The following is a 16385-nucleotide window of genomic DNA, read 5'->3' on the forward strand; positions in this document are numbered from 1 at the left end:
TACTATATCGGCAGTCCCGCGTCAAACATTTATAGCTTTTTTAGATTTTTTATTTCACCAAATTGTTTTAATAAATCATCGTTGGATATTGCCGAATGTTCGGCGGATAAATTGTTTCTTTCAACCTCCGCGTAAAGTTCTTTGCGCAAAATCCCCACCTCTTTAGGGGCTTTTATCCCGACTTTGACCACATCATTGGAAACCTCCAATATGGTCACTTCTATGTCACCGTCAATAATCAGTGACTCCCCACTTTTCCTGCTTAACACCAACATCCTATCTTCCTCCTTCGGTCGAAACTTCACCTATAAATAACGGATGATGAATGGAGTATTTCCCATCGGGCAATATATATTGCGCGCCTTTTTTAAGTTGCGTATTCAGAATAATAGGAGCGCCCAAATTGACCGTAGCGGATGCCAGCTCATTCCTTACGGAGATAATGTTTACGATTTTGACATGTTGTTCATTGTCTAATCCAAGACTTTCTTTGATATCAACCGGCAGTGTAAACTCATAGCTTTCCAGGAAGTCAAACGGAGACACAACAATAAATGATATGTCTCCATGGTCAGCAGATTGCAGATATAAGAAAGGGCTGTCCCCAACTTCAATAACGGCAAATCTTTGCACATACCGAAATCCGGGTATCCCTTGTTCAAAATGAAAAAGCTCTTCCTCTTTAATGTCCATTTCTCCAAATCTTGACGTTTGCACCAGCATGCTGCCACAACTCCCCTTCAATTTTTTAAACATGTGCCGCCAATACCCGGCCAAAAGAAAAAGCTATGATAATCTCTATCGATTCATAGCTCCGTATTTTGTATTATATTATTGCATTCTACAAGGTAAAATCAATTTGCGGTGAAGTGATATGAACAACCGGATACTGAGCCATAGATATATTCACTCCACCACGTTGATAGTTGATTTCCGGCTTATTTGGAACAACAGAAACTTCGGCCTTGCCTGGCGTAATCCTAATATCTGGCGGTGTAATTTTAACATTAAAACTCAAATTAAACACTGAGGCTTCCCCATAGATCTGCAGCTTAGGCGGACTGCGAAACAAACTTTGCCTGGCTATATTCGGAATGGGGTCAGCATCCAGTGTCAGATCACCAATCTGATTGTATTCCTGAACAGTCTGATTAATCGCATCCTGAACGAACCGACCAAATTGATTATACAGCCGGTTCATAAAAGACAACGTACCACCACCATTTAACGCGTCCCATGTTTTTGTCATATCGGCCATAACAACGGGCGTTTCCGTTTTGATGTCAATAACCGCCTGCGTTGTTTTGATGTCCATGGAAGCATTCTTCTGGGTAATATGATATTCGCCCAGTTTTGATGAAATATTCAGTCTGGCTGGCGTTTGTCTAATGTCAATTTGCGGAAGTCTCATAGCTACCTCAGAAAGTCAACCAGCGATTTGCTAATGACTTTGGCTCCCACAGACAGAGATGCCTGATAAATATTTTCGTTTATTTGGGCATCGATTAATAATTTTTCAAAGTCGGCATCTTCGGTTCTAGACTTCATATCCGTTAGGTTAATACCCAAATCCTCCAAACGATTCTGCGTAAGTTCCAATCTATTGACCCGAGCGCCAACTTCCGATCTGAGACTCAACACACGATCCATACTGGATTCAATATTGGCAATTTCCGAACTTACCGCAGAATAATTACCATCTGACAGTCCTGTCATTATACGGTCAATAACTGAAAAAACATTATCACCAGAACCAGTAGGATCAGCATTTCCGAAGACTTGCGCAGCCGAAAAATTAATATCAATCCTTACGCTTGCTCCAATGGAGTAATTAACAATTCCACTATCTGCATCAACAGCCTTGGCGTCAAATCCTGTTGCATTTTTATCAAACGGCGCTTCATTGAAGTGTTCGCCGTTAAAAATGTACTTTCCGTTTATTGTACTGTTACCAATTTCAATTAATTGGGTTTTCAACTGGTCGATTTCATTTTTAACATTATCAAGAGCAATACCAGGGTTCGTTCCGTTAGCTCCTTGCGTGGTAAGTTCTTTGATTCGCTGCAAAACATCCCCTGCCTGGCCAAGCACCGTATCATTAAAATCCAGCCAAGACAACGCAGAGTCAACATTTTTCTTATACTGCTCATTAGCAGCAATTTCCGCGCGATAACGAAGCGAATATGTAATGCCCACCGGGTCGTCGGATGCCTTGTTGATCTTACGACCGGTTGTTGTTTGCATCTGGATTTGTTCCATCTGAGCCATATTTCTGTTCAAATTGCGCATGAGTTGCAAATGCATCATGCCTTGGGTAACGCGAAGCGTCATCTCTGTTGCCTCCTTATTCCCTTTCTCTGCAAGCCTACAGGCCTACTCGTCCAGTGCCGTTAATCAGCTTGTTCAGCAGTTCATCAAACGTCGTCATGAAGCGCGCCGATGCGCTGTATGCATATTGATATTTAATCAGGTCAGACATTTCCTCGTCCAGAGAAACGCCGCTAATCGACTTCCGGTTGCTCTCCACCTGATCCAACTGCGTTTGCGTATTCGTATACAAACGATTTGCCTCTTGGCTTTGAACGCCCAGCGCGCCCACCACAGCGCTGTAAAAATCGTTAACTGTTGCTTGCGTAATAGCGCCGCCTTGTGCAGTTTCATCAAAAGAGAATTTGATGTTCTGAAGCTCGGACATTAGAAGTGCAAGACCATTGTTGCCTTTGACTACTGTTGTACCGGCAGCATCTGTCGTTGTCCGAAGCGAGGTAGCTACTTTATTGGAATCCGCCACGATAGCGGGATTAACTGCATAGCTAAAGCCCGTCAATGAGTTGGGATCGGCAGTAAAGGTGAAAAAGTCTTGGCCGGCGGTTGCGGGCTCCTCGAGCGTATACCCCAGCTTGTGCAAGCCGTTAATGCCCTTGACTGTGATCGTCTCCGGGGCTGTTATCGGCGTTGTTGTGCCCGGCTTAACTGTTCCCGCCGGAAGTGTAATTTCGATGTCTCCGTTAGCCAGTGTGTCAGCCAGGGTATGAATCTGCTGTGCAAACTCCTTGACATAAGTATCGCGGGAGAGTATCATTCCGTAGGCTTCACCGCCTGTCAAGGCGCCCGTCGTAAACGCCGTTTCCAGTTGGGCAGCGCTCAGCGGGTTGACTGTAGTGCCCTGCACCAAATTGACAGCGCCCATGTTGATGCTATATCCAAGATCCGTTTCCGATACGGTAATGTTGACGATATTGGAAAGCTTGTCAGTCATCAGATCGCGTTGATCGCGCAAGTCGTTGGCATCGTCGCCTAACGATTCAATACGGCGAATTTCCTGGTTCAAGGAAGAGATCGTTGACAGAAGGGAATTAGCCTCCGTAGCCTTCACTTCGATGTTGGATGTCAGGTCCGCATGCATATTCGTTAGTTGACGATTGAATTCGTTAAACGTATCCGTTAATGCTTTGGAGGTTTCAACCAAAATTTCACGGCCTGTTACGTTCTCGGGATCCTTGCTCAAATCGGACCAGGAGCTCCAGAACTTCTCGATAACGCCACGCAGACCATAATCGGACGGCTCGTTTACAATACCCTCCAGCTTTTTCAGCGTGTCCGTTTGAATGGATAAGCTGCCTACGCCTTGATTTTGCTCGCGGTATTGCGAATCCAGGAACGCATTGCGAATCCGAGTGATGGAAGTAAATTCAACGCCCGTGCCCAGCTGGCCCGGCGCATTGGAGCGATTCATGCCATAGGCCTCGATCGGACGTGACGCAACCATGCTGACCCTCTGGCGCGAATAGCCTTCCGTGTTGGCATTCGAAATATTATGTCCTACTGTATTGATAGCGGCTTGTTGGGTAAACAAGCTCCGTTTGGCCGTCTCCAGTGAATGGAAGGTTGATCTCATTTATTCATCCCCTTTTAAACCTCTATTAGGCTCTGGAATCGAACCAGGCCCTTTGCTTATTGGCTCCCGCTTGATTCATGGGATGCTGGTAGACCACATCCTCGCTTGGGTCCTCGACCATCAGGCTGATCGAGAAGTTAATATAGTCCAGCGATTGTTGAATCAGCTGCTGGTTGATGTCGTTATAATGTTTTAATTCCTGCAGTATGTCCGTCAGCTCATTGGAGAGAGACATTAAAGCCTGCTTTTCTTCGGGCTGATTGACGGACTTGATTAAATCGGACAAAATGCCGGAACGGTTGCGGAATCCAATTTCTTTGAAATATTTTGCGGTGGAGAGCAGTCTTTTGGTCTCAAGCTCGTCTGCTTGCGCCGTGAGGAGTTTTTCTTTTTGAGTCAGGACGTTTAACTGAACGACGTCGTTTTTCATAATCAAGGCTTTTTTGCCTTTTTCGCATTCCAATATTCGCTCATACAGCCCTAACTGCTGCTGCAAAATCGCTATGATGCCTGCTATCAACATCAGCCTTTTCCCCCGTCCCGCCGTTCTCAGTTATCGCGCAAATATGGCAGCAGCTTTTCGGCAATTTTTCCAGCGTCCACATGATAGGTACCCGAGGATACCGACTGCTTGAGCCCTTCAATATGCTGGCTTCTATCCGCTTCATTAAGCTTGCTCGTGCTAAGCATCTCCTTGGCGGCCGCGGAAATTTGAACCTCATCCTTCTTTTTAGCAATTTTGGAATCTGTGCTTCTGATTTCATTTTGCTTCTGGTAGGGATTGGCCGCACCTATTCGATTGGTTTCATTTATCTTCAATTCCATCACCTCATTTATTTGCAAAAACTAAAAAAGCCGATTACCTTATGGGAGTATTATCGGCTCTTTTGCAATATTATTGAATAGCAACTTTAAGTGCGCGTTCAAAAAGGCGGTTTCTGAAAGTAACATACTTCGGCAGCATATCCTTTTGAGCTGAATATCAAGTCCAGAGCGCCTCCATGCCGCAAGGCAAATCGTTAGTGAAAAATGGCCAGCTAGTGCCTGTCTTTGTAGCGGTCTATCCCCTTGTAGTTACTATCCGTTCTGGTCGCTTGGGCCTCGACCTGCTTTCTGTTTCGTTCATCGTCGATCATTTTTCGCGTATCCTTCGTCAGTCTCGTCCTGCAACCTTCGCACAAATTGCTCTCACGGATCAACGTCCCGCAGGATTCGCAAGGATAAGACATGTTTGGCGCATTCAAGATGGAAATGCGTCCTTCACGTACAAATTTCGTAATTTGTTTGATCGAGACTCCTGTCATTTCCGAAAGCTCGCTTATGATAGCTCCCTTGTTCTCGCGCAAATAGTCGGCGCAAAGCTGGTATTCTTTATCAATATCCCGAATGCAAACCGGGCACACATCGCGAAAGCTTCGATTAAACAATCGGCCGCAGCGAGGACAATTTTCCAAACTCATTATTTCATCCCCCTAACATGTTAAAAATCTCTTCTTTATTTAATAACGGATTTTGCAAGCCATTTCATAAATAAACGGCATGCATCTCCCGGCAAGCTGCATTTCCGGTAAAGCAAAGAAGCTCCTGCTGGAATCCACAATAAACCCTGTGAAGCGAAAAATGTCTCTGGCAAAAATAGAACCTCAGGTCAGCCGCCTTAACCATCCTTCTCTTCTTCAAACAGTATAGCATTTTTCTGCCTATGAATCACGTATTTACAGCCTGTCAAAGAGAGATTTACAGGATAATCAGGATCTCGCCCAGGTTGCCACATAAATAGCCGCCGCTCCCCCGCTCCCTTCCTGAATGGCATATGCGCAGGCTTCGGCGGTACTGCCCGTTGTATAGATATCATCCACTAGCAAAATACGAATCTCTCTCCCGCGCTCCATTGCCATTTGCCGGATATAGCGGCTGCTTTGCTCATCCATTTTGAACAGGGTTTTCGCCTCGCTAATTCTTTCGCGCCGGGTTTTAAAGCTCATTTTACCGGCGTGTCTTGTACGCTTCAGCGTTCTTACCACCTTCAAGCCAAGCTTTCCGGCTATGTGGCCAGCAATCTCCTCCGCCTGATTAAAGCCGCGCTCCATCGCCCTTTCCTCGCTAATTGGCACATAAGTGACGAAGTCCCATCCCTTTCCCCCCATTTGGCGCATCAAAAGCCAGCAAGCGGGGAGCAGCATTTCTCCAAGCATAGGGGCAAGGCGCTCCTGCCCCCGGTATTTGTACAAAGCAAGCCATTCCCTCATTGCCGGATTATAAGCAACGGCGCTTCGATTAATCATAAAAGCACGCTCGCTTCTTCGGCTGCAATCGTCGCAGTGAACGCCGCGTCCGCAAACAGGGCATACAATGCGCCTCATCCAAGGAATGGCTTTTAAACAGCTTGAGCAAAGAGAGGCGGCCAAAAGCGGTAATTCCGGATACCCGTAAGGCAGCAATCCGTCCCGATTCCGTCCTGCCCGCTTGGGCTTGCTGCATACCAGACATTCTGCCGGCGCAGGCGCCAGCAGCTCCATGGATTTATGGAGCAGCCCCCTCGCAAGTCTCGATGCCAGCTGAATCCAGCCTGAATTCATTGTTAAAACCTCCTTTTTTAGCGCAAATAGCCCTGCCGGCGAGCCGCCTTGTTCATGCCGGCGATATGTCTGACAGCGCGGAGCTGGGACTCATTCCGCTCCTTGGCAAAAAAGGCAACTCTGCCAAAAGGATCGTCGGCTGATCGGCCAGCCCTCCCCGCCATTTGAACAAGCGAGGCCTCGTCGAATAATCGGCCATCGGCATCCAGAATATACACATCGCTACGCGGAATCGTTACCCCGCGCTCCAGAATAGTTGTGGTTACCAAAACCCGAATATCGCAGGCTCTGAATCGTTTCACTTTTTCGGCTCGCTCCGGGTCTTGTGATGAGGTCGCTGCCACATGCCGGCAAGGCAATGCTTTTGCCAGCAATGCCGCCATACCCTCTGTTTGAGAGATTCGCTGGACAAAAACAAAGCATTGCGCCCCGCGCTGAATCGATTCCCGGAGCGCTTTCAAAAGGACGGGCGGCGCCTTTCTGCCAGCCAGCATGACCGCAACGGGAGGAGAGGCTACCAGCCTGGGAACGGGCAACGGATGGCGATGAAAACGCACGGGCACTCGGGCATGCGCCAAACGGCCGCTTTTAGCCGCCGCCTGCATCTCCCTTGGCGGCGTTGCCGATAACAGGACGGTTGGACCGCCCGGCAATCCGCATTTGCCTGCGGCATAATGAAGCATAGGATCGCCATGATAGGGAAAAGCATCAAGCTCGTCGATCACAACCAGATCAAACGCCTGGTGGAATCGAAAAAGCTGGTGCGTTGTGGACAACGTAATGCTTCCCCGCTCCCACCGCTGCTCGCTGCCTCCGTATAGCGTCACGACGGACGCTTCGGGGAAAGCCTTCCGCAGGCGGGGATCAAGCTCGATCACTACATCTCTGCGAGGCGATGCAATCAGCACTCTGCCGCCTCTGGCAAGAACCGTTTCGACCAAAGGGAAAATCATTTCCGTTTTGCCAGCGCCCGTTACAGCCCAAAGCAAAAAATAATGGGCCCACTCCTCCCTGTTCGGCAGGAGCGATGAAAACAGCTTCTGTGTAAATCTGCTAATAAGCGAATGCGGCTGCAAATGCTGCTTTAAACTACTACGGGTAGACGTCTTCAGTAGTTGGTCTTGTCCTAGGTGCCGGACGGGAACGGTTTGCTGCTGGTCGTGCGAAAAATCCCGATCAGGACATGGCTGGGGTTGTTCTCCGTTCGTAGAGACAACGCCAGAGGCATCCATGACACTCCGCTGCTGTAATTTCAACTCAATAAAATGCAGCGCCTGTGCCGCTGCCGCCTCTTGGGCAGGGCTTAATCCCCATGCCTTGCCAGTGGATATATTATGCGAACGACCCATGCGGGCCTGGTCACAAAACAATTTACCCACGGCGTCGGAAGGCGTATACACGCCAGTGACAAAAAGCTCGCATTCCCTGCTGCGCCCCATCATCAGGCAAGCCTCGCAATAAGCGCACATCCGCCCGCAGGCATAGCAGCGCGTCCGCCTGAGGCACACCCCGCCGCTGCCGCACCGCCGGCAGCGAAGTTCACCAGCGGCTCGCCGCCCGCCATCCCCGGCGGCGACCGCTCCGGCAAGGCGCGCCTGCCCCAGCAGGGACAGCAGCTGAAGCGCTCCGCTCCAGCTGCTCCCGGCCCCGGGGCCGGCTGCGCCGACAAGCAGGTCGCGCGCTTCGCAGCCTAGCAGCGCGCGACCCTGCAACAGCCCGGCGGCCAGCTGCGCCAGGCCAGCCGTCTCCTCGCTCACGGCTGCGCCCCGTGAGCGCTCCCCCCAGCGGCAGGCAAGCTGCTGCCGCGCCTCCCTTGCGATGCCGGGGCTTTGCCTCCGGCCATCCAGCTCCTGCAGCTCGGCAACAAGCCGTGCCAGCCGTTGAAAGGGATGTTGACGGCCGGGTCCGGCCCGTCCCGCTGCACCCCTCTGCTGACTATTCCATAGGTCAGCAGCCAAGCAGGCTTGGCCCCAAGGCAGCTCCTCCTTGTAAAGCCAAGCCTCCACCGCATCCCCTCCACAACTCTCCTCACGCCTCCCTTGCCGGGATGGACAGTCTTCCTCTTGCTTTGCAGCCGTTCTTCCAAACCAATACGCCTCATCCACCTCCGGCGCAATCGTTGCTCTGGCCTCCCATCCCCCTTGGCGGAGCAGAAGATATACGTTTCCTTTCATCATTCCCCTCTCCTTTCCGTTAAGTCTGCCTATGATTTTGCTGCCACACTGTCCTGTAAAACCAAAAAAGCACACTTGCCTCCCCGACAGGGACATGCAAGTGTGCTTCACTATTTTTAATATAAGGATTGCTATTCTTTAAGCTTACCGACTCATTTATTATAAATTAAAACGGCATTTTGGACAAATCCGCAGGGTTTTGCAAATCAATCAGCACGGCCTGCTCCGACTCTCTAATAATGCCTTGCGCCTTAAGCTGCCACATCATCTGCGATGCTTCCCCGTTGCCTTCCGCTTCCGCAGCATCGGCCGGACTCCATGAGGACCCCATATCATGCAGAGTTACCTTTTTGCCGCTGTAGTTCCACCGCTCCACTATCGCGCGCGACTCCTCGTTTAATCCGCGATCAATAACGGTAAGCGCTATACTTTTTCCCATCCATCTGGAGAAGGAGTGTAGTGTCCTTAAATGCCATTCCATATTCCTCTGGCGCTGATCACCAATAAATATATAATGACTGGCTGCTCTGCCGCCGCCTCTGCTGAACCGAAAGATTACATGCACGAGCAGTGCCGCACTGGCATAACATCCGATGACGAGAAGCAAAATCCCCAGCATGTCGGCCACCTCCTGTATAGTGACACTATATGCCGGGAACAGCCTAACGGTTACGCGCTGCGGGCCAGGCAAGTCTGCATACTTCCAATAAAAAGCACCTTCGCCCCCATTTACTGCCTATGAAACATGGCTTTTCCATGTTGTTCCCAAGGCCTCTCAAAGCTTTTCCGCATCAAAGGGCGAGACGGAATCCAGCACATTTATTTCTCCGCATCGTTTTCAAATCTATACTGAAATCGCCATTGTGCTTTATTTTACACGTTCGACAAAATCCGGTATGGATCAACAACATTATGCAAAAATACACCCTTGCTCAATTTACGGTATATGCTATCATTTTTGTAAAATCACACACATATAGTAAGAATGCTTCAAACGAAGCCATTCAAGAATGAACGGCCGCATAGAGGCGTTCATTTAATTGCTAAACGGAGAAGTTGAGGAAGAAGGTGAAACGGCCGCGCTTGGCCTTGCTATATAGAGACAAACCCCCATAATCAGAGGAGAGTGAATGAATGAAAAGGAATAAACGCACCCTTGCGTTTATGCTGGCACTGCTGCTTATTTTATCCCTGCCGCTTGGCGCAATCGCATTTGCAGGAGGAAACGGCAGCGGCGCAACTGAACCCTTGGAGGAACAGGAAAATAACTGTACAACCTATAACAAGCATTTTGGCTCGATTCAGGAGCAGCCGGATCTTGTGCCTTTAATCAAGGTAAACGCCACTACCGGGAATGGAACTGCCTCTTTTGTTACCGTCAAGGACTGCGTAGAGGTAAGCTTCTCTATTTACACCTTTGATAATACCCCGGAGCCGTATGAAAATCAGGTTCATTATGATGGAGTCAGCAAAAAGTATGATAAAGCCGGCCGCTACACCCTGGAGGTTCAACTGCCGCAATGCGGAAATGCGCAATTGGATTTGTACGCTGGTCCTATACAAGAAACGTTAAACCCGGGCTACGGACACGATCATCTAACATTAAGAGCTCATTTGCTGTATAAAGGTTCAACATGCACTACGCCAAGCCCGGAGCCAACACCGACTCAGGAGCCTACTCCTACAACTACCAGCTCGCCAGAGCCAACACCTAGCCAGGAGCCTACTCCTACTACTACCAGCTCGCCAGAACCGACACCTAGCCAGGAGCCTACTCCTACAGCTACCAGCTCGCCGGAGCCAACACCTAGCCAGGAGCCTACTCCTACAGCTACCAACTCGCAAGAGCCAACACCTAGCCAGGAGCCTACTCCTACAGCTACCAGCTCGCCGGAGCCAACACCTAGCCAGGAGCCTACTCCTACTACTACCAGCTCCCCGGAGCCAACACCTAGCCAGGAGCCTACTCCTACAGCTACCAGCTCGCCAGAGCCAACACCTAGCCAGGAGCCTACTCCTACAGCTACCAGCTCGCCGGAGCCAACACCTAGCCAGGAGCCTACTCCTACTACTACCAGCTCCCCGGAGCCAACACCTAGCCAGGAGCCTACTCCTACAGCTACCAGCTCGCCAGAGCCAACACCTAGCCAGGAGCCTACTCCTACAGCTACCAGCTCGCCGGAGCCAACACCTAGCCAGGAGCCTACTCCTACTACTACCAGCTCCCCGGAGCCAACACCTAGCCAGGAGCCTACTCCTACAGCTACCAGCTCGCCAGAGCCAACACCTAGCCAGGAGCCTACTCCTACAGCTACCAGCTCGCCGGAGCCAACACCTAGCCAGGAGCCTACTCCTACGGCTACCAGCACACCAAATTCGACACCTGGCCAGGAGACAACTCCAACGCCTACAAGCACGCCTGGATCAACGCCTGGCAGTTCAGCAAGCCCGGCACCGTTTCAAACAGCCGTAAGCACGCCAGAAACAACTCCGACTCCGGAAGTATCAGTCAGTCCGTCAGAGCCGCCGCAATCGCCTGAGCCTACGGAGGATTTAGTTATTATCGAGGAAGAGCCGATACCGGCAGGCGAAGGACCAGGAACAGCCGTAGATCATGCCTCAGACGGTACAGATCCCGAATCAAGCGTTCCGCTGGACACCTTGCCCAAGACTGGTCAAACCCATATATTGCCGTATTATCTTTTAGGCTCGCTTGCCATTTTGACTGGCGTTTATCTTCTAATGAGAATGGGACGTCGGCAAAAGCCGGATTGAAGGGATAAAAGCTGACTGCTGAACGTGTGAAAGAGGGGAGCAGCACAGGTAAAGGTTATTTTGTAGAGGAGCTAAATGAAGAGCAAGTATTCAAGAAGGAAGGGCGAACCCTAGTTGTTCGCTCTTTTTTTATACATGTTTTAGGGGATAGAGACACGATGACGCGCCTCCCCTGAAAATCCGCGGGTTCAACTTCCTCCGGGGGTCCCTCCAGGGGCGCGCACTTCAACGCGCAGCACAATATGCCTGAAAGCAAAAAAAGAACTAAAGAGTTACCCAGCCAAACTTGATAGAGTTAATAACGGCCTGCGTACGATCATCCACTTCCATCTTTTGCAGGATGCTGCTGACATGGTTTTTAACCGTTTTTTCGCTAATAAACAAGTTTTCGCCAATCGTTTTATTGCTTTTGCCCTCAGCCATCAAACGCAAAACCTCAGCTTCGCGTCTGGTCAGCGGGCTTTCCTCGGCGGCATGATACTTCACGCCGGCCTCCTTGGTCGCAGCTGCCCCGGAGGCTACGCCCATCTCATCCAGATAGGTCATTCGGCGCAGCTGGTTAATCAGCTTCCCGGTAACCTTGGGATGAATATAGGAGAAGCCTTGATGAACGGAACGGATCGCATTAATAAGCTCCTCCGCTTCCATATCCTTCAACAGGTAGCCCGTCGCGCCTTTGCGCAGTGTTTCGAATACATAGCTTTCATCATCATGAATGGACAAAATGATTACTTTGACGTCTGGAAACATCGATTTGAGTCTTTCCGTTGTCACTACGCCTGTTTCAATAGGCATATTAATATCCATCAACACGATTTCCGGCAATGTATGATTGCAAAACTCCATGACTTGAATGCCATCGCCGCATTCGCCGATGACTTCAATATCTTCCTCCATGTTCAAAATGCGCTTTAGCCCTTCGCGAAACAGCTGATGATCGTCAGCAAGCAAAATCTTCACTTTTTGCGGGTCGCTAGAAGTCTGGTTCATGATCCTCAATCTCCTTTCTTTGATCAGAAGTTGCTGGAATGATAATGGTAATTTCGGTCCCGCTTTCTGGACTTGATTGTATATCAATCCTTCCTTCAAGCAATTCCACACGCTCCCTCATCCCGATCAGTCCAAAATGCGAGTTTCGGTTTGCCGTCTTCGGCAACCCTTCCGGCCGGAATCCGGAACCGTTGTCTTTGATCGTCAAGGTTATGAGCCTTTCCGAATAATGCATTTCAAGAGAGACATGAGATGCCCTTGCGTGCTTGAGCACATTGGAGAATGCCTCCTGCACCATCCGGTAAATCGCGGCTTCCATTGCGGAAGGCAGCCTGAGCTCTCTGCCAACAACTTCGAACTTGGTATGAATTCGGCTTTTTTCTTCAAAATCCTGCGTAAATTTACGAAGCGTCGCAACAATTCCCAAATCGTCAAGCGCCATCGGCCGCAGATTAAAGATTATTTTTCTAATTTCTTCCAACCCTGCCCGTACTTGGCCCTTGAGATCAACCAATTCATCCTGGACAAGCTGAAACTGATTTTTGGCCAACATTCTTTCCGCAATTTCAGTCCGCAAAACAATATTTGCAAGAGATTGCGCAGGACCGTCATGAATCTCCCTTGAGATCCGTTTTCGTTCTTCCTCCTGCGCAAGAATAATTTTTAAGCCTAAAAGCTGTCTGTTCTTTGCTGATTCAATAATTCTCGTAACCTGATTAAGATCCCCTGTTAAATACTCAAGCACAACATTCATCTGAGAGCTGATGCTCTCCGCGCGCTCGATGGATTGCTCCACGTTCCGTACCCGCTTCTGCAGGTCGTCCCGGCGGGATTTCAAATAGTTTTCTTTTTCACGGTAGACCATCAAATCAAGCTGAATCCCGGTTGCCTTCTCATACGCGGTTTTAATGTCCTCTTCCCTGTAGCGGACAAAATCGCGGCTGACCTCCGTCAGTCTAATTCGGGCAAGACGGTATTCCTGCTCCAGACGGTCTACCTTGTCTATCGTTGTTATCGTTTCCTGCAATACCTGCTCCAATTCCTGTTCAAGAGCCTCCAGCTCCGAGCGAGCGGACTGGCAAATTTCATAAATCTGATATTTGCTGTCTTCCATCGCCTTGACAGCGTTGGCAATAACTCTATTAATATCGACAGTCAAGTGATCCACTAATGCTCGGCACTCCTCCACGATACAGGATTTTCTCTACTATAATACCATACTTTAGACCTGCAACGCATAGCTTAATCAATGGTAATTTTCCTTAATTTCTCCTCATAATTAACCTTAAATCCCAGCTTTTCCGAGAACAATCGGATCGGAATCATCGTTCTTCCATTCTGGGTAAAAGGGGCTACATCAGAGGTATAACGTACTCCGTTCAACGCATATTCTTTTTTGCCAATCGTCATCTCCAGCAGCTGTTTGCCTCTCAAAACGGAGACCCTGCGTGTTTTTGGATCATAAAGCACCTCGGCGCCCATAGTCTCCGAAACAAACCGGATAGGTACATAGGTTGTCCCGTTCTGAAGCAGCGGGGCAGCCTCCAGCTTAACTCCTTTGCCGCTTACCGACGCATTGGTGTTGCCGACGGTCATAGTAATGGATGACCGAGCAGGCTCCTTCACTTCCGATGGCGTACGCAGCATCAGATTGTCGATGGCAATAGCGCCTGAAGCCGCTTTTTTATCGCTATCCTTGTCGATGGTTACTACATATACCCGCTTCAGCTTGGCCGGAAACTTTACGCCGGCTGATGAAAGATCGATTTTTACATTTCTCCAGCCGCTCCAGTTCAATTCCTTGGCTACATCCAGCAAATGAGTTTTTCCGGACGCGTCCACAATTTCGGCTCTAACCCAGTTTTTGCTGTTATCGCTGAAGACATCCATCGTTAATTGAGCCGGCGACCCGCCCATCGTTATCCCGTTGCTGCCAAAGACAGCATAAGAGGCCCGGGTTCCTGTACCGCCAGAGAAATCATACGATATTTGCAAGGCTCGGCTGCTTTTTTGATCGGGCAAATCGCTCACCAGCTTAACAGAGCCGGTTGTGGTATCGGCAGGCGTTACTTGAGAGGTAATACCATAACGCGACACTTCAAAATCCTCCAAAACGGAGTCCTGTTCACCCTGAACAAACGGCACCATAGCGCCAAAGCCATCATATCTGGCAATAGCATAACCCGTGGTTACGCCCGGTTTGACTTCAGTGACCGTTATGACGCCATTTTTGTATTCTCCTTCAAAGCCTACAAACTCCCATTTTAGCGCATCGCCTGAAAGGGTGTAGGAGTTGCCGTTCTTCAGCTTGGCCGTTACTGGCACGTTAAGCGTAGCGCCTTTGGACAACATCCCTGCGGAAGCCGAGATCGACATGGACGCAATGCTTTCCTGGCCAACGACCTCCACTTCCATTGTTTTCTCGACGGAGCCCGACTTAGCGATAACCTGCGTTTTCCCTATTTTGTTCGCCGTCAAAACCCCATCCTTAATGGTGCCTACGGCAGATGAAAGGCTCCACTCCATAGTGGCTGTGTCAACAGCTATAGGGTTGTAGTAGTTATCATAGCCATTGACGGTGAATTTACCCTCCTGGCCAAGCAGCAGCATCGTTGTTCCGTTCATCACCATACCCTTTAACGTACCTTGGGGCGCCGCCGTAAACACGCCGATGCCATTGGCGACACTGCGCTGCGAGCTTTCCTGCGTAGGATGGGACAGCTGAATATTCGTTGTTGCAAGCTGACGCTCCGTCATTGTTGTTGAGCCGCCGCCATCCAGATTAATGCCTTTGAACACGCCAAGCCCAACCATAACCGTCTGCAGCTCCTTGAGGCTCAGGCCCGTGTTGCTGCCGGAACGCTCGCTCGTAATCAAATAGACCTTTTGCCCGTCCTGGGAATAGCCTACGCCTGAACGGGAGGTGTAGGAATTGCCGCTTACCCCCGCAATATCGCGGGAAAACGCTGCGGAAGTCCCATTGTCCACCAGCAGGGTATGACCGCCAATCAGCATTTGGAAGGAGGAGGGATCAACCGGCAGCTTCGTCGTATTGGATACCAGCGCATATTGGCTGTCCACTCTTTGCCCTACAACCAGATTTTGCTTGATGAATTGGGCAGCCTTGCCGCTGCCTCGCAAAATGTAGCCATTCTCCGGAGGTGCAGCATCAAGCTGAACACCGTCGGACAGCTGCGTAACAACTCCGTCCACAATCAGAGCTTCTGTAGGGATGGTTGCGGAATGAGCCGGCCGTTCGGCGCCGCCCCAGACACTGGTATAAATAAACAGCTTGTCCACATGACTGTATGTAACGCCTGTTGCCCCGTCAATTTCAGGGAAATAGGTGGACTGGTTAACCCCTTCCAGAGGGAAGGAAACCCCGTTTTCGGCCGTGACCGTTCCCGCAAAAGAAAAGGAATCAATAACGGGCTGCCGATCGCTTGTCACTGCAAAGGAATACATCCCTCTCAGCTGCGACGGGCTGGTGGTCAAAACGCCGTTTTGCACCTGGGCGCCAAGCGCCGTGCCTTCGTTGGCCATCACGAAAACATCGCCATTGATGCCGGCGACTGCTCCGCTTTCTTTTGTCATATTCAAAATGTTATTCCGTTGACCAACGCTGCCATTCCTTCCGCTTATCGTATTAAGCGATACGTACGGCTTGCTCAAATCGGCCTCTATGACATGAACGGCGGTGGATACGCTTTTGCCGCTTCTTGTTGTTGTAAAGGTGTAATCCAATCTCTTGATGCCCGCAGAAACGATAGATTGGGATTTCAGCTTGAGGCCAGCCTCCGAGGCATAAGCCTGCGAAATAATGGCGCCATGCCAGCTTTGTGGCAACAAACTGCCCACCGGCTGAATCAATAAAACCCCGCTTAAAGCGACAACTACTACTCTCTTCCCCAAATTCCCCTTATGCCGACGCGCGCCTTGTTGAAGCTTACCCATTTTTAAAGCAACTCT

General features: G+C 49.9%; 15 protein-coding genes. All 15 read right to left on the minus strand.

Going from position 1 to position 16385, the window contains the following annotated elements; translation table 11 throughout:
• Positions 1-29 precede the first annotated feature (29 nt).
• Entirely contained in the window at positions 30-275 is a 246-nt protein-coding gene (gene csrA, locus A7K91_RS19875) for a carbon storage regulator CsrA (protein ID WP_068685994.1), read from the minus strand.
• Between the two features lies 1 nt (position 276).
• On the minus strand, positions 277-723 hold the full coding sequence (fliW, locus tag A7K91_RS19880) for a flagellar assembly protein FliW (protein WP_068685996.1): 447 nt from the start codon (positions 721-723) through the stop codon (positions 277-279).
• 118 nt (positions 724-841) lie between these two features.
• Positions 842-1411, minus strand: coding sequence for a DUF6470 family protein (locus tag A7K91_RS19885; protein ID WP_068685999.1), 570 nt, complete (start codon positions 1409-1411; stop codon positions 842-844).
• A 2-nt stretch (positions 1412-1413) separates the two neighbouring features.
• Complete coding sequence (gene flgL / locus A7K91_RS19890) at positions 1414-2331, minus strand: flagellar hook-associated protein FlgL (protein ID WP_068686001.1); 918 nt, start codon at positions 2329-2331, stop codon at positions 1414-1416.
• A 34-nt stretch (positions 2332-2365) separates the two neighbouring features.
• Entirely contained in the window at positions 2366-3898 is a 1533-nt protein-coding gene (gene flgK / locus A7K91_RS19895) for a flagellar hook-associated protein FlgK (RefSeq protein WP_068686002.1), read from the minus strand.
• Positions 3899-3923: 25 nt separating this feature from the next.
• On the minus strand, positions 3924-4421 hold the full coding sequence (locus tag A7K91_RS19900; protein ID WP_068686004.1) for a flagellar protein FlgN: 498 nt from the start codon (positions 4419-4421) through the stop codon (positions 3924-3926).
• Positions 4422-4447: 26 nt separating this feature from the next.
• Positions 4448-4723 carry a flagellar biosynthesis anti-sigma factor FlgM gene (gene flgM / locus A7K91_RS19905; RefSeq protein ID WP_082967607.1) on the minus strand — a complete coding sequence of 92 codons (276 nt, stop codon included), beginning with the start codon at positions 4721-4723 and terminating at the stop codon, positions 4448-4450.
• 212 nt (positions 4724-4935) lie between these two features.
• Positions 4936-5358 (minus strand): TIGR03826 family flagellar region protein, encoded by a 423-nt coding sequence (locus tag A7K91_RS19910; protein ID WP_068686006.1) that lies wholly within the window; start codon positions 5356-5358, stop codon positions 4936-4938.
• A 288-nt stretch (positions 5359-5646) separates the two neighbouring features.
• Positions 5647-6477, minus strand: a complete 831-nt coding sequence (locus A7K91_RS19915) for a ComFC family protein (RefSeq protein WP_068686008.1) — start codon at positions 6475-6477, stop codon at positions 5647-5649.
• Positions 6478-6494: 17 nt separating this feature from the next.
• Positions 6495-8654: a helicase-related protein gene (locus A7K91_RS26190; protein WP_245697699.1), complete on the minus strand. Its 2160-nt coding sequence runs from the start codon at positions 8652-8654 to the stop codon at positions 6495-6497.
• Positions 8655-8817: 163 nt separating this feature from the next.
• The gene (locus tag A7K91_RS19925) at positions 8818-9270 is read right to left on the minus strand and encodes a hypothetical protein (protein WP_068686012.1); all 453 of its coding nucleotides are present in this window, start codon (positions 9268-9270) and stop codon (positions 8818-8820) included.
• 1048 nt (positions 9271-10318) lie between these two features.
• A complete protein-coding gene (locus A7K91_RS27315; RefSeq protein ID WP_156739703.1) occupies positions 10319-11068 on the minus strand; it encodes a hypothetical protein in 750 nt (249 codons plus the stop codon).
• Positions 11069-11690: 622 nt separating this feature from the next.
• Positions 11691-12416: a response regulator transcription factor gene (locus tag A7K91_RS19935; protein WP_156739705.1), complete on the minus strand. Its 726-nt coding sequence runs from the start codon at positions 12414-12416 to the stop codon at positions 11691-11693.
• A complete protein-coding gene (locus A7K91_RS19940) occupies positions 12400-13584 on the minus strand; it encodes a sensor histidine kinase (protein WP_068686014.1) in 1185 nt (394 codons plus the stop codon). The genes A7K91_RS19935 and A7K91_RS19940 overlap by 17 nt, the downstream gene beginning before the upstream one ends.
• A gap of 74 nt (positions 13585-13658) precedes the next feature.
• On the minus strand, positions 13659-16370 hold the full coding sequence (locus A7K91_RS19945) for a stalk domain-containing protein (protein ID WP_068686016.1): 2712 nt from the start codon (positions 16368-16370) through the stop codon (positions 13659-13661).
• Positions 16371-16385 lie beyond the last annotated feature (15 nt).

Origin of the sequence: Paenibacillus oryzae (assembly GCF_001675045.1) — a bacterium.
Taxonomy (GTDB): domain Bacteria; phylum Bacillota; class Bacilli; order Paenibacillales; family Paenibacillaceae; genus Pristimantibacillus; species Pristimantibacillus oryzae.